This is a genomic window from Pseudomonas sp. Sample_24, from assembly GCF_004307605.1.
GTDB lineage: Bacteria > Pseudomonadota > Gammaproteobacteria > Pseudomonadales > Pseudomonadaceae > Aquipseudomonas.
Genome location: NZ_RCNW01000477.1, coordinates 1 through 18,344, shown reverse-complemented (window position 1 = coordinate 18,344; position 18,344 = coordinate 1). Strand labels below are relative to the sequence as shown.

20 protein-coding genes and 1 pseudogene are annotated in these 18,344 nt (G+C 59.4%); 6 read left to right on the top strand and 15 right to left on the bottom strand.

The genetic code is table 11. The features are described 5' to 3' along the window. Positions 1 to 979: 979 nt before the first annotated feature. From D8V06_RS27375 to D8V06_RS30970, 10 genes and pseudogenes are all read right to left on the bottom strand, one after another. Positions 980 to 1,882, bottom strand: a complete 903-nt coding sequence (locus D8V06_RS27375; RefSeq protein ID WP_130932186.1) for a zinc ABC transporter substrate-binding protein — start codon at positions 1,880 to 1,882, stop codon at positions 980 to 982. After that, on the bottom strand, positions 1,883 to 2,782 hold the full coding sequence (locus D8V06_RS27370; protein WP_056856331.1) for a metal ABC transporter permease: 900 nt from the start codon (positions 2,780 to 2,782) through the stop codon (positions 1,883 to 1,885). Then, a complete protein-coding gene (locus tag D8V06_RS27365) occupies positions 2,782 to 3,642 on the bottom strand; it encodes a metal ABC transporter ATP-binding protein (protein ID WP_130932185.1) in 861 nt (286 codons plus the stop codon). Before D8V06_RS27365 ends, D8V06_RS27370 begins: the two co-directional genes overlap by 1 nt. Beyond that, entirely contained in the window at positions 3,639 to 4,565 is a 927-nt protein-coding gene (locus D8V06_RS27360; protein WP_130932184.1) for a metal ABC transporter substrate-binding protein, read from the bottom strand. Before D8V06_RS27360 ends, D8V06_RS27365 begins: the two co-directional genes overlap by 4 nt. A 35-nt stretch (positions 4,566 to 4,600) precedes the next feature. After that, positions 4,601 to 5,173 (bottom strand): DUF6162 family protein, encoded by a 573-nt coding sequence (locus D8V06_RS27355; protein ID WP_130908006.1) that lies wholly within the window; start codon positions 5,171 to 5,173, stop codon positions 4,601 to 4,603. 2 nt (positions 5,174 to 5,175) lie between these two features. Further along, the gene (locus tag D8V06_RS27350; RefSeq protein ID WP_130904061.1) at positions 5,176 to 5,511 is read right to left on the bottom strand and encodes a hypothetical protein; all 336 of its coding nucleotides are present in this window, start codon (positions 5,509 to 5,511) and stop codon (positions 5,176 to 5,178) included. Beyond that, a complete protein-coding gene (locus D8V06_RS27345) occupies positions 5,508 to 6,050 on the bottom strand; it encodes a hypothetical protein (RefSeq protein ID WP_056856326.1) in 543 nt (180 codons plus the stop codon). Before D8V06_RS27345 ends, D8V06_RS27350 begins: the two co-directional genes overlap by 4 nt. Next, positions 6,047 to 7,246: a PepSY domain-containing protein gene (locus D8V06_RS27340; RefSeq protein WP_130932183.1), complete on the bottom strand. Its 1,200-nt coding sequence runs from the start codon at positions 7,244 to 7,246 to the stop codon at positions 6,047 to 6,049. Before D8V06_RS27340 ends, D8V06_RS27345 begins: the two co-directional genes overlap by 4 nt. A gap of 372 nt (positions 7,247 to 7,618) precedes the next feature. Further along, positions 7,619 to 8,077 (bottom strand): VOC family protein, encoded by a 459-nt coding sequence (locus tag D8V06_RS27335; protein WP_056856324.1) that lies wholly within the window; start codon positions 8,075 to 8,077, stop codon positions 7,619 to 7,621. 202 nt (positions 8,078 to 8,279) lie between these two features. Further along, positions 8,280 to 8,390 (bottom strand): annotated as a pseudogene (locus tag D8V06_RS30970) (hypothetical protein); the annotation flags it as partial. Between the two features lie 193 nt (positions 8,391 to 8,583). Here D8V06_RS30970 and D8V06_RS27330 point away from each other — a divergent pair. From D8V06_RS27330 to D8V06_RS27315, 4 genes are all read left to right on the top strand, one after another. Further along, positions 8,584 to 8,853 (top strand): hypothetical protein, encoded by a 270-nt coding sequence (locus D8V06_RS27330; RefSeq protein ID WP_056856323.1) that lies wholly within the window; start codon positions 8,584 to 8,586, stop codon positions 8,851 to 8,853. A 102-nt stretch (positions 8,854 to 8,955) separates the two neighbouring features. After that, entirely contained in the window at positions 8,956 to 9,570 is a 615-nt protein-coding gene (locus D8V06_RS27325) for a LysE family translocator (protein WP_056856322.1), read from the top strand. A gap of 206 nt (positions 9,571 to 9,776) precedes the next feature. After that, complete coding sequence (locus D8V06_RS27320) at positions 9,777 to 10,934, top strand: aminotransferase class V-fold PLP-dependent enzyme (RefSeq protein ID WP_130932182.1); 1,158 nt, start codon at positions 9,777 to 9,779, stop codon at positions 10,932 to 10,934. 63 nt (positions 10,935 to 10,997) lie between these two features. Continuing rightward, positions 10,998 to 12,806, top strand: a complete 1,809-nt coding sequence (locus D8V06_RS27315) for an aminopeptidase P family protein (RefSeq protein WP_130904057.1) — start codon at positions 10,998 to 11,000, stop codon at positions 12,804 to 12,806. Here D8V06_RS27315 and D8V06_RS27310 read toward each other — a convergent pair. Further along, positions 12,799 to 13,719, bottom strand: a complete 921-nt coding sequence (locus D8V06_RS27310) for a LysR family transcriptional regulator (protein WP_177434498.1) — start codon at positions 13,717 to 13,719, stop codon at positions 12,799 to 12,801. The genes D8V06_RS27315 and D8V06_RS27310 overlap by 8 nt on opposite strands. Before the next feature lie 104 nt (positions 13,720 to 13,823). Here D8V06_RS27310 and D8V06_RS27305 point away from each other — a divergent pair, with 104 nt between their 5' ends. After that, positions 13,824 to 14,822 (top strand): zinc-dependent alcohol dehydrogenase family protein, encoded by a 999-nt coding sequence (locus tag D8V06_RS27305; protein ID WP_130932180.1) that lies wholly within the window; start codon positions 13,824 to 13,826, stop codon positions 14,820 to 14,822. Here the strand turns inward: D8V06_RS27305 and D8V06_RS27300 are convergent. Together D8V06_RS27300 and D8V06_RS27295 are read right to left on the bottom strand one after the other, a co-directional pair. Further along, positions 14,819 to 15,409 (bottom strand): 2-hydroxychromene-2-carboxylate isomerase, encoded by a 591-nt coding sequence (locus D8V06_RS27300; protein ID WP_130932179.1) that lies wholly within the window; start codon positions 15,407 to 15,409, stop codon positions 14,819 to 14,821. The genes D8V06_RS27305 and D8V06_RS27300 overlap by 4 nt on opposite strands. Before the next feature lie 38 nt (positions 15,410 to 15,447). Further along, positions 15,448 to 16,176: an SDR family oxidoreductase gene (locus D8V06_RS27295; RefSeq protein WP_056856316.1), complete on the bottom strand. Its 729-nt coding sequence runs from the start codon at positions 16,174 to 16,176 to the stop codon at positions 15,448 to 15,450. Between the two features lie 92 nt (positions 16,177 to 16,268). Between D8V06_RS27295 and D8V06_RS27290 the strand changes: the two genes are divergently transcribed. Beyond that, the gene (locus D8V06_RS27290) at positions 16,269 to 16,829 is read left to right on the top strand and encodes a TetR/AcrR family transcriptional regulator (RefSeq protein WP_056856315.1); all 561 of its coding nucleotides are present in this window, start codon (positions 16,269 to 16,271) and stop codon (positions 16,827 to 16,829) included. A gap of 11 nt (positions 16,830 to 16,840) precedes the next feature. Here the strand turns inward: D8V06_RS27290 and D8V06_RS27285 are convergent, their stop codons facing one another. Together D8V06_RS27285 and rhtA are read right to left on the bottom strand one after the other, a co-directional pair. Next, positions 16,841 to 17,122, bottom strand: a complete 282-nt coding sequence (locus tag D8V06_RS27285; RefSeq protein WP_056856314.1) for a hypothetical protein — start codon at positions 17,120 to 17,122, stop codon at positions 16,841 to 16,843. 167 nt (positions 17,123 to 17,289) lie between these two features. After that, positions 17,290 to 18,177: a threonine/homoserine exporter RhtA gene (gene rhtA / locus D8V06_RS27280; protein WP_056856313.1), complete on the bottom strand. Its 888-nt coding sequence runs from the start codon at positions 18,175 to 18,177 to the stop codon at positions 17,290 to 17,292. Positions 18,178 to 18,344: the final 167 nt, after the last annotated feature.

The window sequence follows — 18,344 nt, the reverse complement described above, 5'->3', positions numbered from 1 at the left end:
CGGCTTTTACGTTGTGAGGTGTACATATCCGTTGCTGCGGTAACGGCTACTTAGGGTTCCGCTCTTACAGCGGGTCACTTTGAAAAGCGCAAAGTAACCAAACGCTCTTGCCCCTTTCGTTCGGTGCCTCGCCTAGGCTCGGCATGCCCTCGCTCCGGTCCTGCTCCGTGGGCCCGCCGCCATCGGCCATCCATGGCCGGGGGCGGCTAACCCGGCATCCCTGCCGGGTTGCCCACTACGCAGAACCTCCACTCGGCCTCTCGATGGGGCAAGAAAATCAAAAGCCAAAGCCAAAGCAAGAGCGAGGCGGCCTACCGGCCGGCCTGACTCTGGGTGGGTGTGCGCTGTCGAGTCAAAGAAGTTTTGATGCTTTGCATTGCATTGCAATGCATTGCTTTGCTTTGCTTTGCTTTGCTTTGCTTTGCTTTGCTTTGCTTTGCTTTGCTTTGGCTTTGGCTTTGGTATTTGATCTCTTGCCCCGTTTCCAGAGGCCGAACGCAGGTATTGCGTAGGGGGCACCTCGGCATGGATGCCGAGGTAGCCGCCCCCGGCCATGGATGGCCGATGGCGGCGGGCCCCCGGAGCAATGCCGGAGTGAGGGCATGCCGAGCCTTGGCGAGGCACCGAATGGTGGGGCAGAGCCCTTTGGTTACTTTGGGGCTTTTCCAAAGTGACCCGCTGTAAGAGCGGAACCATAAGCAGCCGTTACCGCAGCAACGGATATGTACACCTCACAACGTAAAAGCCGCTGTTACCGCAGCAACGGATATGTACACGAATCAAAAATGCGTAAATTGACACGAAGCCATCGCGCGCAGGCTCGCCGCCGTTACCGCAGCAACGGAAATGTACACGAATCAAAAATGCGTAAATTGACACCCACGGAACTCTTCAGTGGGGCATTAATCGCAAGTAAGACCGCGGCCCCTACGTGGGAGCCAGCCTGCTGGCGATGAACGATAACCCGGAAGAACTGCCGTCAGGCCCCACTCAACCCCTTGATCACCAAATCCACATCGCCCTCCAACTCCGCCACCGGATCAGCCGCGTCGACACTCAACATCACCAATCGACTCCCGGCTTCAGCAATCACCGCTTTCAGCGCATCCGAAGGCTGGCGATGATGCAACACCAGCGCCACGTCATTGTCCTTGAGCGTCGCCCCCAACGCCTTCAACGCCTCAGGCGTCCACTCGGCATCGGGCCTCGCATCAAGGCCGACAAGCTCAAGATTGAGACCACCGATCAGGTAGCCGAAGTGATCGCTCAGGCTCATCACACTGAGGTTGTCAGCGGCAGCCAGGCGCGCCTCGCTTTCAGCGCTGAGCTTGAGCAGGCGCTGTTTGAGTGTCGCCAGATTGGCTTCGATTGCCGGCTTGGCCTCGGGCGCCAGGCGCACCAGGTCCGCCGCCATCACGTCCGCCATGCGTCCCATGTTGTTGCTGGCCAGCCACGGCTGACTGTTCAAGCCATCGACCTTGTTGCCAGGTTGCACGGCGATGCCTGGCAGGGCGCCGTCCACCGGGCGGGCGGCGTCGACTTCGACGATACGGATGTTGCTGCGCCGTGAGATCGGATACAGCGGATCATCCGGCCACAACGAACGCAGGCCGATCACCGCGTCGGCGTCGGCCGCCAGTTTTGCCAGCGCCGGAGCGCCCCGTCCGGTGAAGTAGGCGGTCTGACGGCTGCCGGGCAGATTGTCCGGCGCTGCGCGTTGCAGACTGACGTCGGTACCTTTGAGCAGCGCTTCGCCCAAGCCATAAGTGATCGGCAAGGACGCGATCACGCGCAGCGGTTTGTTGTTGTCAGCGGCGAAAGAGGCGGTAGTCAGCCCGCACAGGGTGATCGCCAGGGTCAATTGGCGCAGAGAAAAAGTCATTTATCCAAGGTTCCCTTTCAGGCTGGGGACGACGCCGCGCGCGATGGCGGCCAGGGCGAAGGCGATACCGGCCACCAGAATGATCGCGGCACCAGAGGGGATCGGCAGGTCGAAGACGATCGGCGCGAGAATCCCGCACAGTGTGCTGATCGTGGCGATCAGCACCGAACACCAGAAAAAGCCTTTCAACGATTGGCTGAGCAACCGTGCCGCTGCGGCCGGAATTACCAGCAGGGCACCGACCAGAATCGCGCCGATGACTTTCACCGCGGCGACGGTGATCAGCGTCACCAGAATCACGAACAGATAATCCAGCGACTTCACCGCTACACCGCGAACCGCCGCCAGTTGCGGATTGAAACTGGCGAGCATGATGCGGTTGTACAGCGGCAAAGCCAGGGCCATCACCAGCGAGCCGACGATGGCCAGCACCAGCAAGTCATTGCCGTTGACTGTCAGCACCGAGCCGAACAGCACGTTTTCCAGAATGTGCACGTTGATCTTGCCCGCCAGAATCAGCAGCAGGCTCGCCCCCAGCGCCAGGGACACCGACAGGAACACGCCGATCAAGGTGTCCGGTGCCAGGCCGGTGCGGTTGCGCAGGTAGTTGAGCAGGATGCCGAACAGCAGACAGTAGCCGAACAGGCTGCCATAAGGGCCGGTGTAGGGTTCGCCGAGCAAGATGCCGATGGCCACGCCGGTTAGTGCGGCGTGGCCCACCGCTTCGGAGAAGAACGCGAAGCGCTTGACCACCACCAGCGTGCCCAGACCGCCCAGTACCGGGCCGATCAGCAGGCCGGCGAGCAGCGCGTTGACCACAAATCCATAGGCCAGCGCCTCAGGCAGATAACCCGACGATGCCCAGCCCTGGACCATCAGGCGAAAAGCTTCGTAACTCATCAGGCAACGCTCCGCGGGTGGGTTGAAAACAGGCTCAGCAAACGGTCCGGCGTCAGCGCCTGTTTCGGTGTGGCGTCGAACAGTACCCGGCGATTGAGACCGGTAACGTGATCGGCCAGACGGCCCACGGCCTCCAGATCGTGCTCGATCCACAACACGGTGATCCCCGCCGCACGCCAGTCGCCGAGCAAACGCTCGAACACCTGGATACCGGCCTCATCGAGGGCTGACATCGGTTCGTCGAGCACCAGCAATTGTGGCGCCGGAATCAGCCCTTGCGCCAACAACACCCGCTGACGTTCGCCACCTGACAGTGCACCCATGCGCCGCTTGCGCTTGTCCTGCATGCCGACCCGCTCCAGCGCCTCGCCAATCGCCGCCGCGTAGTGCTTGCTCAGACCGAGGAAGGCCGGGCGGCGCTGGCACATGGCAGCCATGAAATCGTCGACGGTCAGCGGCAGGCCGCGGTCGAACTCCAGGGCTTGCGGCACATAACCGATGGTCCCCGGTTCGCCCGGCCATTGCAGACTCAGGCGACCCTGATGCGGCATCTGCCCGAGCAAGGTCTTGATCAACGAACTCTTGCCGCCTCCGTTGGGGCCGACCAGTGCATGCACGCTGCCGGGCCGAACCTGAAAGCTGACCTTGTCGAGGATCGTCGTGCGACCCAACGTCAGGCTGACCTCTGCGAAATCCAGCGTTGGCCCTACCCCCTGTAGGAGCGAGCCTGTCGAATCGTCGCACCGTCGCGATTGCGGTGTTTCAGTTGACAGTGATGCTGGCTGACCGGACGCCTTCGCGAGCAGGCTCGTTCCTACAGGGCTTTGCGTGTCGGCCAGGATGGTTTCCTTCGATGTCATTGGCCTGACTCCTGAATCGCCCGCACTACGGTGTTGAGGTTGCCGGTCATTTCCTTTTCGTACTTGTCGGCGGTGTATTCGCCGTAGGAAATATGGGACAGCGGATACAGCTTGACCCCGGATTCACGCTGAATGGTGTCGACATAGGACGACGGGAAATCCATCTCCGAGAAGATCACCTTCACGTCCAATTCGCGCAGTTGGTCGATGGTTTTCTTCAACTGACTCGGGCTTGGTTCGATACCGTGGGCGGGTTCGACCACGGCGGTGACCTCCAGGCCGAATTCGCGCAGCAGATAGTCGTAGGCCGCGTGCACCGTGGCCACCCGCAGTTCGGCGTTGGGAGCCTGGGTCAGTTTGGCCAGGGCATCGGCGCGCATCTTGCGCAGGCGTTTGCCGTAGGCGCGGGCGTTTTCGGTGTAGGTCTTGGCGTTAACCGGGTCGAGCTTGCCCAGCTCCCGGGCAATGTTGTTGACCTGGGCAATCGACGCGCTGATCGACAGGAAGGTGTGCGGGTTCACCACCTTGCCGGCACCGCGCGCAGCGACGCCGGTGGCGGCCAGCAGCGGTACGTTTTCGTTGGCTTCAATCACCGGCACCTTCGGCGTTTCGCTGGCGGCGATCATGCGGTCGGCAAAGTCGTCGTGGCCCACGCCATTGAGCACGATTACATCGAGGCCGCTGATGCGCTTGATGTCTTCGGCGCGAGGTTCGTAGGCATGGGGATTGAAACCGGCAGGAATCAGCGGCACCACTTCGGCCTTGTCGCCGACGATGTTGGCCACGTAGCTGTAATACGGATGCAGGGTGATGCCGATGCGCAGGCGCTTGGCCTCCTCGGCGCTGGCCAGGGGTGTCAGCAGGCAGGCCAGCAGGCCGACCAGTGTCAGGCGCAGAATCGAGCGTAGCGATGAAATAGGCATGGGAAAGCGGTCTTCTCTCGGGTGAAAGCGAGGGTTCAGTGCCGGTGCTGGCGGGTCACGCCGGCATCGAATTGCGCGACGATCTGCTGCCAGCCGGCGCTTTCGAGCGCGGCATCGCTGAGGTCGGCAGGGGGCTTGAGGTCGGTGGCACGGTTGAGCCAGATGTCCGGCGCGTCATCCTCGGCGGTCAGGCGCATCAGAAACGAGCCGGCCACGCTGGCAACCTGGCTCTGGCCGAAGTAAGCCCTGGCATCGAGCAATTGCCAGGCATGGCCGCCGCGACTGACCGAACTGGCGTCTTGGGCAAACGGCGCGAAGCCCTCAGCGGCAAGGGTTTCAGGTGCCGGCAGGGTGTGTTGTTCCTGGCGCAGCAAGTGAATTTCGTCCAGCGTCACCCGCAGATCGGCGTAGATGCCTTGTTCTGAAGCGCTGAGGTCGCGTCGGGCATCCAGCTGATGGCTGTTGACGCTGCTCGCTTCCTGCGACTCACCGCGCCAGGCGACCACCGACCCGGCCACTGCCAGAATGATCAGGCACAGCAGCAATACGTAGAGCGTTTCATGACCGGCACCGGCCGGGCGGACGACTTGCGTGGTTGGCGGACTCATGCTCATGTCCCGGGCGCCTCGATGTCGGCTTGGTCGATTTCGACCACGTGGCCGGGGCCTGCGTCGAACAGCACATAAAACTCGGCGCCGGGCTTCTTGAAGGTCAGGGTCGAATCGGCCCCGAGCTTGCCTGGAACCAGAATGGTTTCGTCATAGCCGATCACGTCGAGGGTCACGCCGGGGGCGCCGCTGCCGTCGGAGAAACCGCCGGTGCACTTGATCTGCTCGGCGTCGATGGCCTTGCATTCGCACATCGGGTTGTGGGCCAGGGCGCTGGCGCTGAAACCGGCGCAAAACAATACAAGCGCAGCGCTGAGAGGACGGATAACGTTGATCATGGTTTGCCTCCTTGAATGCTCAACCAGGCGATGGTGGCGGGCGATGCCTGGCTCAGAGGAATGGATGCCTGATGCATGGAGCCGTCCCAGCCTTCCATGGTGATCCACAGTTCGGCGTCGGCTTTGGTTTTTTCCGGGATCGGCAACATGGCGCCCATGCGGTACGGCGTGCCGAAGAAAATCACTCCGGCGGCGCGCAGGCTGCGGGGTTTGCCGATGCGCAGGTAAGTGGCCTTGACCTGCTCGCGGCAGCTGGCGCATAGCGCGGCATTGAAGCTTTTCATGTGGCCGGCCGGGCCATCGGGCCGTGGTGCTTCATTGCGCAACTCAGCCAGACGTACGCTCCACGGGCCGACCTGAACTTCACCGATTTCTCGCTCGCCAAGCCCGGTGTCACCGCGAAACAGTGCGGCGTCGGCGAAGTACTTGGGCATGAAGCCCAGCGGCACCAGCAATAGCAGAACGTTGATGTGGAAACGCCATTTGTGCCAAAAGCGGCTCAGTGCCGAGCCCGGTTTTTCCGCGGCGAACAGGCTCATTGGCTGACCTCCGTGCTTTCACGGCTGGTCACCGGGATACTTTCGTTACGCGGGCGTTTGTGCCTGCGCTTGAGGGCATTGGCGGTAGCCAGGGCGGTGCGTTTGGTCCAGATCAACAGACCGCTGAGCACCATCATGCTCAGCAGCAGGCCAAAGAAGAACCAGATCAGCTTGATCCACAATCCACCGAAATCACCGGTGTGCAGTGGACGCATGGACTCGGTCACGAATTCCAGGCCCGAGCGGTCCGACAGCAGGCGCGTGGCAGCCACCTCGCCGCTGTACGGGTTGATATCGGCGGTCTGGAACATCAGCGGATACCAACTGCGACCACCCACCGACAGGTAGCTGTAGGCGTTGGCCGGCATGCTGACAAAACTTTCGTCCAGGCCGGGAATGCGCGCCTTGGCTTCACGAATCGCGGCCTCCAGGCTGATCATCGGCGCCGCCGAACCATCCGCGGTGAGCGGCACGTTCTCACGCGGCACCACAGCCGCCACCGGAGCGGTGGAGATGGAAATCTGGTTGTCGAACATGAACGCTTCGATCAGGAACCAGGTACTGGTGACGGAAATCACCGCGATGAACCAGATCGACCAGATGCCGCTGAGCCGGTGAAAATCACCCCAGAAAATCCGCGCGCCGTGGCGAATGCGCAGGGTCGGGCGCAAGAAACCTTTCCAAAAACGCTTGTACACCACCAGCCCGGTGATCAACGAAGCCAGCAACGGCAGGCTGAGGAACGACACCAGATACCAGCCCCAGCTATAGCCATTGGTGAACGGCACCAGCCACCAGCCATGCAGCGCACGGGTAAACGCCTTGAAGTTGAATTGCGGAGCAGGACCTTGAATTACGCCGGTGTAGGGGTTGACGTAGACCGTCAGTGAACGCCCGTCGGGATAATTGACGCTGACGTCGAGGGCAAAGTGCGACTCGTCGGGACGACTGATGCTATCGATGATGATATCGGGCTCGGCCTTTTTGATCGCGCTGACGATCTGGTCGTAATTGAGCCGCGGCGCATCGTCCGACGGTTGGCTGGCGCGCATTTGCGGGTTGGCCAGCCAGACGATTTCCTGGCTGACCACGGCCAGTGTGCCGGTCACGCAGACGATCAGGACAAAAAACCAGATCGGCAACGCCAGCCAGCTATGGACCAGGAACCAGAGTTTTGAACGGGATTTCTTCGACATGATGAGGGTGTCTTATATCGATGAAAGGCCTCTGCTACGGGCTTCGCAGCGATGAGGTCCATGAAAGGCCCGGCCGTGGCTTTTGCCTGGGCGACAGGACTGCATCTATATAGGACGGATGAGCACCCAAAATCCCGAAGGGTGATATGAAAGAAAATGTTTCGCGTTGTCTTTCTTCTTCGTTCCCCGTAGGAGCCGGCTTGCTGGCGATGAATACCCCGCGTTCAACCAGACATCACGCGTAATCGTTAACGACCCTCGCCAGCAAGCCGGCTCCTACAGGTATCCAGGCGCTCACGCATGATGTGCACGCCATCAATCCCTGTGGGAGCGGGCTTGCCCGCGATGAGGCCTGTTCAGGCACCGAAGCTTTCAGCCCTGCTGAAACATCTCCTTGGCCCGCTGCTCAATCTGCTCTTGAGTCAGGTCCTCTTTACGGGTAGCCAAAAACCAGAGATGCCCATAGGGATCCTTCAAGGTACCGGTACGGTCGCCGTAAAACTGATCCTTGACCTCGGACACCACGGTGCCACCCGCGTCGATCGCCTGTTTGTAGGACTTGTCCACATCGGTTACATACACATGCAGGCCCACCGACGGTGAGTTGTCCGGATTGCTCAACGGCCCTTGATCGCACGGTGTGCCGAGCATGATCGGGCAGTCACCGATACGCAGTTCGGCATGACCGATACCGCCGTCCGGCATCGACAGGCGCATGACTTCGATGGCACCGAAGGCTTTCTTGTAGAAGTCGATGGCTTCAGCGGCTTTGGCAATGCCCAGGTACGGCGTGATGCTGTGATAGCCCTCGGGAATAGGTTTAACGCTCATGATGGTTCTCCCTGTTCTTGTTGTGAATTCGCTGCTTTCTAGCAGGACCATCAAGTGTAGGAGCTGCCGAAGACTGCGATCCTTAGATTTGATCTTCAGCAGGTTTCAAGTTCACCCATTACATCAGGCTGCCGACAGGCGTAGCGCATCAATGCCACTGTCAGCACTTGGCCTGGTATTTGTCCTGCAAGAATGGCGAGGATCAAGCCGTAGGTTGGGTGAGCAATACATTATTGGCGAACATTTCGGCGAACGGCCCTGCCAGGATGGTGAGGCCGCGCCCGGCGAGACTGGCGAAGGGTTCGGGCAACAGTGTTATAAACGCGGTCTGTTATTCCTAAAAAGTCATAAAAAAGCACGTATAGAACTGTTACGACTATATAGCTCGAATCAGTCAAGCATCAGGAAAACTCGATAGCGACTATCGAGACGGTTGATTTCTGCTCATCCAATGGCGCGAGTAGCCTGTGTTCATTGCCCCGAACCCAGATGCCAGGACGCCGAACATGAAAACTTTCATCGCCACTTTCTTGCTGCTTGCGATCTCCGTACTTGCCGGATGTGCCAGCCATGTCTCCCCGGAACTGCGGCCCTACACCGCCGAAGAAACCCGGCAATTGGCTCTGGAAGCGTTGAATCGTCGCGGCTTGTCTTTCGATGAATACCACGCGAAAAAAGCGGAACTGCTCGGGCAGCCGCAAAAGACTTTTGGGTTCGACAGAAAGGGCGAGATGAACGCCGAACGAGCTGTACAGCTGCACGGTCGTCAGAGCTGAGCAAAAACTGTACGGGTTCAACTTTCTCCCAACTGTCCATGGGTTTCACCGAGGGTGTGCGATAGGGTCTATACCTGACCGACCCTGATGGACTGCACCCCCATGACGCTCTCGCTTGATCTGCTGCTGGGCTTTGCCCTGTTTGCTCTTGTGACCTCGATTACGCCCGGCCCGAACAACACCATGTTGTTGGCATCCGGCGTGAATTTCGGATTTAACCGCACGATCCCCCACATGCTCGGCATCACATGCGGCTTCTTCGTGTTGGTAGTGGCGGTGGGTTTCGGGTTGGGCGCGGTGTTCCAGACTTATCCCTTGCTCTACACCGTATTGCGCTACGTCGGCGCGGCGTATTTGTTGTACCTGGCGTGGAAGATCGCGCACTCGGGGCCGGTCTCGGACAGTGCGAAGGGCGAGGCGAAACCGATCAGCTACCTCGGTGCCGCCGCTTTCCAATGGGTCAACCCCAAGGCCTGGATTATGGCGATCGGTGCAATCAGCACCTACACGCCAATGCAGGGTTATTTCACCAATGTGATTGTGATTGCGGCGGTTTTCGCCCTGATCAACTTGCCCAGCGTCGGTGTCTGGGCGGCATGCGGCACGCTGCTGCGCAACGTTTTGAAGGATCGCCGCTGGCTGCGCCTGTTCAACTGGAGCATGGCTGCATTGCTGGTGGCGTCGCTGTATCCGATCCTGCTCGAAAGCTTCAACTGACGCATTGCTTCAACCGATTGCCCGATGCCTGTTAAGCTCACTTTTCAGGAGCGTTCCTACGCACTTTTAAATGAAGTTGTACTTCTTTAACGGCATCCGATCAGGTATTGGTAACGTTCTGAAAACCGCACGCAGCTCACAAGGCTGCGTTTTGCCGTTTGCAGTCACGAGCCTCCTGATCCCGGAACACGCTCTGCGAGTCTTTTATGAATAAACGTCCGCTGTATTTCGACTACGCCGCCACCACGCCGGTGGATGAGCGAGTCATCAAGGTCATGGTCGAGTGTCTAGGCTTCAACGGCAACTTTGGCAACCCCGCGTCCAGCTCCCACGCTTTCGGTCAACAGGCCCGGCAATCGGTCGAGCAAGCGCGACGCCAGGTCGCCGAGCTGGTAGGCGCCGAGGCTGAGCAAATCGTCTGGACCTCCGGTGCCACCGAATCCAATAACCTGGCCCTCAAGGGCGTAGCCCAGGCGCGCGGTGTCGCCGGCGGTCACATCATCACCAGTCAGATCGAACACAAGGCAATCCTCGACACTGCCCGTCAGCTGCAGGAGTGCGGCGTCGAAGTGACCTACCTGGTGCCGGACGCCGATGGTCTGATCACCGCGCAAGCGGTCAGCGAGGCCATGCGTGAAGACACCTTTCTGGTGTCGTTGATGTTGGTCAACAACGAGCTGGGCACTGTCAACGACATCCCGGCCATCGGCCAGGTAGTGCGCGAGCGCGGTGCGCTGTTGCATGTCGACGCGGCGCAGGGCGCGGGCAAGGTCAGGATCGATCTGGCCGAGTGGCCGGTAGACTTGATGTCGTTTTCGGCGCACAAGCTCTACGGCCCCAAAGGCATCGGTGCGTTGTACGTCGGCCCGCGGGCGCGCCCGCGTTTGCTGGCCCAGATCCATGGCGGCGGGCACGAAGGTGGCCTGCGCTCCGGCACCCTGGCAACCCACCAGATTGCCGCCATGGGGGCGGCCTTTGCCTTGGCTGCGGCTGCTTTCGACGAAGAAAAAGCCGTGATCGCGGGTCTGCGCGAGCGCTTGCTCGATCAGCTGCTGAGCATGCCCGGCGTGCGACTCAATGGCAGCCCGACCCAACGCATTCCGCACACCTTGAGCCTGACCTTCGGTGAAGGCGAGTTCAACTCAACGGCATTGCTCGCGTCGATCGCTTTTTCCGCGACCTCGGCCTGTAATTCCGCGAGCAATGCGCCGTCCCACGTGCTGCTGGCGCTGGGGCATGACGCCCGTTCGGCGAGTCGCACCATTCGCTTGAGCCTCGGACGTTTCACCACCGAGCAGGATATCGATCAAGCCGTACAACTGATTAAAACGGCCTGCACCAGTGCCCCGGCATTCTGGCAGTAAGGCGAAAAGCGCCGGCATTGATCGGCACTGAACAATAATGATGAGTGGTTAGCAGGAGTCATGATGAATACGCAGTTTTCGATTACAGGATCAGTGCCTCAGCGCCTGGCGCATACCCGCGAGCTGATGAGCCGGGAGGGCATTTACGCCTTGCTGGTGCCGTCGGCAGATCCGCACCTGTCCGAATATCTGCCGGGTTACTGGCAAGGGCGGCAATGGTTGTCGGGTTTCCATGGCTCGGTCGGCACGCTGATCGTCACTGCGGACTTTGCCGGAGTCTGGGCCGACAGCCGTTATTGGGAACAGGCAACGAAGGAACTCAAGGGCAGCGGCATCGAACTGGTCAAGCTGCAACCGGGTCAGCCAAGCCCCCTGGACTGGCTCGCCGAGCAAACCCCGAAAGGCGGCGTGGTGGCGGTCGATGGTGCGGTAATGGCCGTGGCCTCGGCGCGTACCTTGGGTGGCAAACTCGAAGAGCGCGGTGCACGCCTGCGCACCGACATCGATCTGTTGAGTGAAGTCTGGAGCGATCGCCCGACGCTGCCGAACGCGCCGATCTATCAACACTTGCCTCCGCAGGCGACAGTCAGCCGTGGCGAAAAACTCGCCAGGCTGCGTGAAACCCTGCAGGCACGTGGCGCTGACTGGCATTTCATCGCCACCCTCGATGACATCGCCTGGCTGTTCAACCTGCGCGGCGGCGATGTCTCGTTCAACCCGGTTTTCGTATCTTTTGCCTTGATCAGCCAGCAGCAGGCGACCCTGTTTGTGGCGCTGAGCAAGGTCGACGCCGAGATGCGCACGGTCCTTGAACAGGACGGCGTGACCCTGCGTGACTACAGCGAAGTGGCCGACGCCTTGCGCGCGGTGCCGAACGGCGCAAGCCTGCTGGTCGATCCGGCTCGCGTAACCGCAGGTTTGCTGGATAACCTGAACGATGGCGTCAAACTGGTCGAGGGCTTGAACCCGACGACCCTGGCCAAGTCGCAGAAAAGCCTGGCCGATGCTGAACACATTCGGCGGGCCATGGAACAGGACGGCGCGGCACTGTGCGAATTCTTCACCTGGCTGGACTCGGCACTGGGCCGCGAACGCATTACTGAACTGACCATTGACGAAAAACTCACCGCTGCCCGTGAACGTCGACCGGATTACGTGTCGCTGAGCTTCAATACCATTGCCGCATTCAACGCCAACGGCGCCATGCCGCATTACCACGCCACCGAAGAAGAGCACGCAGTGATCGAAGGTGACGGTCTGCTGCTGATCGATTCCGGCGGTCAATACCTCGGCGGCACCACCGACATCACCCGGATGGTGGCGGTGGGAACGCCGACTGACGAGCAGAAGCGCGATTGCACCCGTGTGCTCAAGGGCGTGATTGCCTTGTCCCGCGCGCAGTTCCCGAAAGGCATTCTGTCGCCACTGCTGGACGCCATCGCCCGGGCGCCGATCTGGGCCGAAAATGTCGATTACGGGCACGGCACCGGCCATGGTGTCGGTTACTTCCTCAATGTTCACGAAGGCCCGCAAGTCATTGCCTACCAGGCCGCGCCGGCGCCGCAAACCGCGATGCTGCCGGGCATGATCACCTCCATCGAGCCGGGTACGTATCGTCCTGGTCGTTGGGGCGTGCGCATCGAAAACCTGGCGATGAACCGCGAAGCAGGCAGCAGCGAATTCGGCGAGTTCCTGAAGTTCGAAACCCTGACCCTGTGCCCGATCGACACCCGTTGCCTCGAAACCTCGTTGCTCAACGAAGAGGAAAAACAATGGTTCAACGCTTACCACGCGCAAGTGCGGGAGCGTTTGAGCCCGTTGCTCGACGGCGCCGCCCTTGAGTGGCTGAACACACGCACCGCGGCTATTTGATTGCTTGCAGCTCGGGCGCTGCCTCCAGCGCCTGGCTCATGTAGTCGACAAAGGCTTTGACCCTGGCGGATTGGCGACGATTCGCCGGGGACACAGCATGTATCGGCAGTGACTGCGCACTGTAGTCCTGCAAAATCGCGGTCACTTTCCCTGCTTTCAAATCCTCGCTGAACAGCCACACTGGCGACAATGCAATCCCCAATCCCCCCAGCACCATTTCGCGAATGGCTTCGGAATTGTTGCTCTGCGCATTGCCTTTGATCCGCACTTCATGACGACCAGTACCATGGTCGTAAACCCACAGGTTTTGACTGGTCAGCAGATTGAACTGCAGGCAGTTGTGCTCGCGCAGATCCTCCGGCGTTTGCGGTTCGCCGTGTTGTGCCAGGTACTGCGGCGTCGCGACGGTTAGCCGGTGAGTGGTGCCGATCTGCCGTGCAATCAGGCCGCTGTCGTTCAACGCACCGATCCTGAACGTGACATCCAGGCCTTCGCTGACCAGATCCTGGTTTTGATCGCTCAGTTGCAGGTCAATCTGAATCCCGGTATAACGCGCGAGAAACGCGGGCAGGCGCGGCGCGATCTGCAGGCGCCCGAAACTGACGGAAGAACCGATTCTCAAAGGGCCGGCGATGGTCTCCCGCCCAGATTGGAAACTGTGTTCGGCAGCGTCCACGGCAGCCAGTATTTGCCGACATTGATCGTAGTAACGCTGACCTTCGTCAGTCAGCGATAACTTGCGGGTACTGCGAGCGATCAGTTTTCCGCCCAGTTCGCTTTCCAGCGCGCGTAGCACTTTACTGATGGTTGGCTGACTGGTCTGCATCTCTCGAGCGACGGCGGAAAAGCTCCCGCGTTCGACCACTCGGACGAAGATCGCCATTGCGTTTAATTTATCCACGAGACGCCTCATTAATGCTTTAACGGCATACGAACTATAGCGATCTGGCGTCTTATCGGCATGCGTTGGAAGGTTGAAGATCGTTCCTACAACCACCTCTGACGGGAGTATGCGAAATGACTGACTCAATGCAAATGCGTGCACTGATTGTTGACTCGGCTAATGCGCCGCTACGCTTGGTGTCCATTCCCAAGCCAGTTCCAGGTGTGGGGCAGGTCCTGGTACGGGTCGCGGCCAGCGGGGTGAATCCATTGGACGGCAAGATTCGTGCGGGCCAGGCCGCTCATGCGCGGCAACCGTTGCCGGCCGTGTTGGGCATGGATCTGGCGGGTACCGTTGAAGCGTTGGGGGAGGGCGTAAACGGCTGGGTGCCGGGTGATGAGGTCTATGCCATGGCAACGGGGATTGGCGGCGTTCAGGGTTCGCTGGCCGAGTACGCGGTGGTCGATGCACGGCTATTGGCGCGTAAACCGGGCAATCTGAACATGCGCGAAGCGGCCGGGTTGCCGCTGGTGTTGATTACAGCGTGGGAAGGATTGGTCGACCGGGCGCATGTGCGGGCAGGGCAAAAAGTGTTGATTCACGGTGGGGCAGGGGGTGTCGGTCATGTCGCGGTGCAGATCGCCCGTGCATTGGGGGCCGAAGTTTTTGCCACGGGCTCTGCGCGACACCGGGAAACTATCGAGGACCTGGGCGCAACGTTCATCGATTACCGCCAGTCTTCAGTCGAAGAGTACGTGGCGCAATACACAGCCGGGCAGGGTTTCGATATCGTTTACGACACGGTGGGCGGTGAAACCCTGGACCTCTCTTTCAAGGCTGCGCGGGTGTATCACGGACATGTCCTCAGTTGCCTTGGGTGGGGACAGCACAGCCTCGCGCCGCTCTCGTTTCGTGGGGCGACCTATTCAGGTGTGTTCACTTTGCTGCCATTGCTGACGGGCGAGGGGCGTGAGCATCACGGCGAGATACTTCGGCAAGCGGCAGGTTTGATCGAGGCAGGCAAGCTCAAGCCCATACTCGATCCGCGCCGATTCAACCTGCAAAACGCCGAGACCGCCCATGAGCTGCTGCAATCGGGAGCAGCGCAGGGACGGTTGGTTATCGAGATCTAGTTCAGGGCTTCAAGAACGAAGTCCAATCGATCCTGGCCGAAGAACAGCTGATCATCGACAAACATGCTCGGCGCACCAAATACACCGCGCTGTACTGCTTTTTCGGTATTGACCTTCAATGCGGCTTTGATCTCTTCCTCGGCGGTCAGAGCCAGCACTTCGTCGGGATCGAAGCCGCTTTGAGTCAATACTGCGGCGACCGTTGCCGGTTCATCGAGGCTGCGACCATCAACCCAGAGCGCTTTGAACAGACAATCGACGAATGCCAAAAAACGCTGCGGATGGCGCAACTGCATGCCAGTGACGGCACGCATCAGCATGAGGGTGTTGATCGGGAAATGCGGGTTGAACTTCAACGGCACGCCATATCGTCTGGCATAGCGGTCAAGGTCCTGAAACATGTATTTCCCCTTGGCCGCAATAGTCGCCGGGGAGGCATTGCCGGTGGCTTTGAATACGCCACCAAGCAGAATCGGAACGTAGATGAGTTGGCTGTCGGTTTGTTCACAGATCTTGGGCAACTGGGTGTACGCCAGGTAGGTGGCGGGGCTGCCCAGGTCGAAGTAAAACTCCACGGTTTTGCTCATGGTCGTTGCGCTCTGATTGTTGTTGTATGGGGGAAGGCTTACCAGCGTTCGCTCCATGGGCGCAGGTCCAGCTCGAAGGTCCAGGCGTCGCGAGGCTGGCTGTGCAGGTACCAATAGTTCTCGGCAATATGCTCGGGGTTGAGAATGCCGTCCTGGTCTTTGGTTGCGTACTTTTCGGGAAAGCTGTCGCGGATGAAATCGGTATCGATCGCACCATCAACGATGACATGGGCGACGTGAATGTTCATCGGCCCCAGTTCACGGGCCATGCTTTGCGCCAAGGCACGAATGCCGTGCTTCGCTCCGGCAAACGCGGCAAACCCGGCGGCGCCGCGCATGCCGGCGGTGGCACCGGTGAACAGGATCGTTCCCCGTTGTCGCTTGGCCATGCGAATGGCTACCTCGCGGGCATTGAGAAATCCCGAAAAACAGGCCATTTCCCAGATCTTGAAATACTTGCGGGCGGTTTCTTCCAGAATGCTGCAAGGCACGTTTGCGCCGATATTGAAGACAAACGCTTCGATGGGGCCAATGTCGTTTTCAATCTGCTCGATCAAAGCCACCACTTCTTCTTCCTTGCGTGCATCGCAGGCAAAGCCGTGAGCCAGTCCTCCGTCCTCCAGAATCGAATCAACCAGCGGCTGGAGTTTGTCTGCGCTGCGACGGGTGACACAGGCTGTGAATCCTTCCTTGGCAAAACGCTTGGCAATAGCGCCCCCGGTGGCATCGCCAGCACCAACAACCAGTACGACCTTCTTGTTATTCATGGCTAGAGCCCTTTGGTAAACGATCGTTAACTAAACGAACGTTATGCTACGATTCGACAGGCGTCAAGACGATCAACACTGAGGGAAAGGCCATGCGTTACTCAGCTAATCACAAGCTGCAAACCAGGGAAAAACTACTGCAGAGCAGTGCGGTATCGGCCAAGAGATCTGGTTTTTCGACGGTGGGCGTGGATGGCTTGATGAAGGCGATCGGCTTGAGTGGCGGGGCTTTCTACAGCCACTTCTCCTCAAAGGACGAGTTGTTTGCTTCAGTTGTCGAACGTGAACTGAGGCAAAGTCTGGAGCGATTGGGAGCGGAGCAGGATCGTGACAAGCTCGAGCGTTGCTTGAAGCAGTACCTGAGCATGTCCCACGTCGAACATCCGGAAACGGGCTGTGCACTGCCGGCATTGGGTGCGGAGATAGCCCGTTCCGACGTGACGATTCGCCAGGAGGCTGAGCACTGGATTTGTCGGTTGCAGGAGAGCTGGGCGCAGGTGCTGGAGAGCGACAGCCTGGCTTGGGCCATCCTGTCGCAATGTATCGGGGCGTTGGTGGTGGCGAGGATGCTCGCCACTACGGAGCTTCAGCATACCGTGCTGAAGTCCAGTTACGATGAAATCGGACGGCAAATGGCGAGTCCGAGAACCTGACAACTCGCAATCTATTTGCAGATGACGATCATGCTGCGACTGGTATAACCGGCAGGATTGAGGCCAAACGGATAGTCACCGGGCTCTTCAACCGCATCGCCTGACTTGGCGATGACCTTGTACCCTTTCGGTGCGCACGAGTTGGTGGCACTGGCGTAGCACTGATCCCAAGAGGACGACAGCCCTGAACAGTTGATGTGCAGCCCTTTCCTGCCATGTTTGACCTGGGTCTTCGATGTCGCTGAGCAGCCCGCAATCGCGAGTACGGCGATCAAAATCAAAATTCGTTTCATTGCTGTCCTTGTTGCTGTCCCGGATCTCGCGCCCGGTCTGGCAGTATTCGCTTTCGCATGAAGCGTGTTGATATCCCTTTCTTCAAAAGTCCATGGCTGACATTGGGTTGCGGGGCTAAACATGGCCTAAATGAGCGGCAAATACCAGAGGCTCGTCAAATCTTGCATCAATCGGCAGCAATGGCAGGCTTGGCGGAGCTGCCCATGGTCATGGTTGCACCAACGGATGCCAGGATGATGCACAAGATAGCCATCCACTGTGACAAAGACAGGTACTCATTGAGGAACAACAGACCTGACAGCGCGCCAAATGCCGGTTCGATGCTCATTAATGTGCCAAATGTTCTGGCGGGCATACGTGTGAGAGCGACCATCTCCAGGGTATAGGGGAGGGCAGTGGACAGAATGGCGACACCGATGGCAATCGGAATCAGTGACGGGGTCAGCAGCGCGGCGCCGGCGTGAACTATGCCTATCGGTGCTACGAACAGGGCGGCAATCATCACCCCTAACGCAGCAGTCTGTACGCCATTGTCGGCTCCGGCTTTTTGCCCGAACAGAATGTACAGTGCCCAGCAAACACCAGCGCCCAGTGCGTAACCGGCACCTACCAGGTCGATACCCGCAGTTGTCGCGCCGGTCGGTATCAGCAATAGCAAGCCAACCGCTGCAAGAGCAATCCACAGGAAATCGATGGCACGGCGTGAAGCATAAATGGCCACGGCCAATGGGCCGGTGAACTCAAGGGCCACGGCGATACCCAGGGGTACTGTGCGCAGTGACATATAGAAGAGGAAGTTCATGCCGCCCAGTGCCATGCCATAGACGATGACAGTGCGCAGGGATTTGGCGCTGAGCTTCGCACGCCATGGGCGCAGGAGCAGCAGCATGATCACGCTGGCAAATATCAAGCGCAAAGTGGTGGTCCCCTGGGCGCCAATAACTGGGAACATGCTTTTCGCCAGGGAAGCTCCGGACTGGATCGATGCCATGGCTATTAAAAGCAGGCCGACCGAGAACAGGGTCGAGGCAAGACTGCGAGGCTGGTCATTCATTTAAAGGCATCGTCCAAAGTAGGGTGAAGCTGGAGCGTATTTGTTGTGTTGGGCAATATACTGCGCATTCCTTGATGGCGCGTCTATATATAAGCAGTGAATTTGCTCATCCTGATAGAAAAACCAAATCAACGCTTGACGGCAGATCTCAGGTGTCTATAATTCGC

Bases quoted from the DNA above. Each gene is read 5' to 3' on its own strand.
- D8V06_RS27375 (WP_130932186.1), bottom strand. From the start codon at position 1,882: ATGACTTTTTCTCTGCGCCAATTGACCCTGGCGATCACCCTGTGCGGG.
- D8V06_RS27370 (WP_056856331.1), bottom strand. From the start codon at position 2,782: ATGAGTTACGAAGCTTTTCGCCTGATGGTCCAGGGCTGGGCATCGTCG.
- D8V06_RS27365 (WP_130932185.1), bottom strand. From the start codon at position 3,642: ATGACATCGAAGGAAACCATCCTGGCCGACACGCAAAGCCCTGTAGGA.
- D8V06_RS27360 (WP_130932184.1), bottom strand. From the start codon at position 4,565: ATGCCTATTTCATCGCTACGCTCGATTCTGCGCCTGACACTGGTCGGC.
- D8V06_RS27355 (WP_130908006.1), bottom strand. From the start codon at position 5,173: ATGAGTCCGCCAACCACGCAAGTCGTCCGCCCGGCCGGTGCCGGTCAT.
- D8V06_RS27350 (WP_130904061.1), bottom strand. From the start codon at position 5,511: ATGATCAACGTTATCCGTCCTCTCAGCGCTGCGCTTGTATTGTTTTGC.
- D8V06_RS27345 (WP_056856326.1), bottom strand. From the start codon at position 6,050: ATGAGCCTGTTCGCCGCGGAAAAACCGGGCTCGGCACTGAGCCGCTTT.
- D8V06_RS27340 (WP_130932183.1), bottom strand. From the start codon at position 7,246: ATGTCGAAGAAATCCCGTTCAAAACTCTGGTTCCTGGTCCATAGCTGG.
- D8V06_RS27335 (WP_056856324.1), bottom strand. From the start codon at position 8,077: ATGAGCGTTAAACCTATTCCCGAGGGCTATCACAGCATCACGCCGTAC.
- D8V06_RS27330 (WP_056856323.1), top strand. From the start codon at position 8,584: ATGAAAACTTTCATCGCCACTTTCTTGCTGCTTGCGATCTCCGTACTT.
- D8V06_RS27325 (WP_056856322.1), top strand. From the start codon at position 8,956: ATGACGCTCTCGCTTGATCTGCTGCTGGGCTTTGCCCTGTTTGCTCTT.
- D8V06_RS27320 (WP_130932182.1), top strand. From the start codon at position 9,777: ATGAATAAACGTCCGCTGTATTTCGACTACGCCGCCACCACGCCGGTG.
- D8V06_RS27315 (WP_130904057.1), top strand. From the start codon at position 10,998: ATGAATACGCAGTTTTCGATTACAGGATCAGTGCCTCAGCGCCTGGCG.
- D8V06_RS27310 (WP_177434498.1), bottom strand. From the start codon at position 13,719: ATGAGGCGTCTCGTGGATAAATTAAACGCAATGGCGATCTTCGTCCGA.
- D8V06_RS27305 (WP_130932180.1), top strand. From the start codon at position 13,824: ATGACTGACTCAATGCAAATGCGTGCACTGATTGTTGACTCGGCTAAT.
- D8V06_RS27300 (WP_130932179.1), bottom strand. From the start codon at position 15,409: ATGAGCAAAACCGTGGAGTTTTACTTCGACCTGGGCAGCCCCGCCACC.
- D8V06_RS27295 (WP_056856316.1), bottom strand. From the start codon at position 16,176: ATGAATAACAAGAAGGTCGTACTGGTTGTTGGTGCTGGCGATGCCACC.
- D8V06_RS27290 (WP_056856315.1), top strand. From the start codon at position 16,269: ATGCGTTACTCAGCTAATCACAAGCTGCAAACCAGGGAAAAACTACTG.
- D8V06_RS27285 (WP_056856314.1), bottom strand. From the start codon at position 17,122: ATGAAACGAATTTTGATTTTGATCGCCGTACTCGCGATTGCGGGCTGC.
- rhtA (WP_056856313.1), bottom strand. From the start codon at position 18,177: ATGAATGACCAGCCTCGCAGTCTTGCCTCGACCCTGTTCTCGGTCGGC.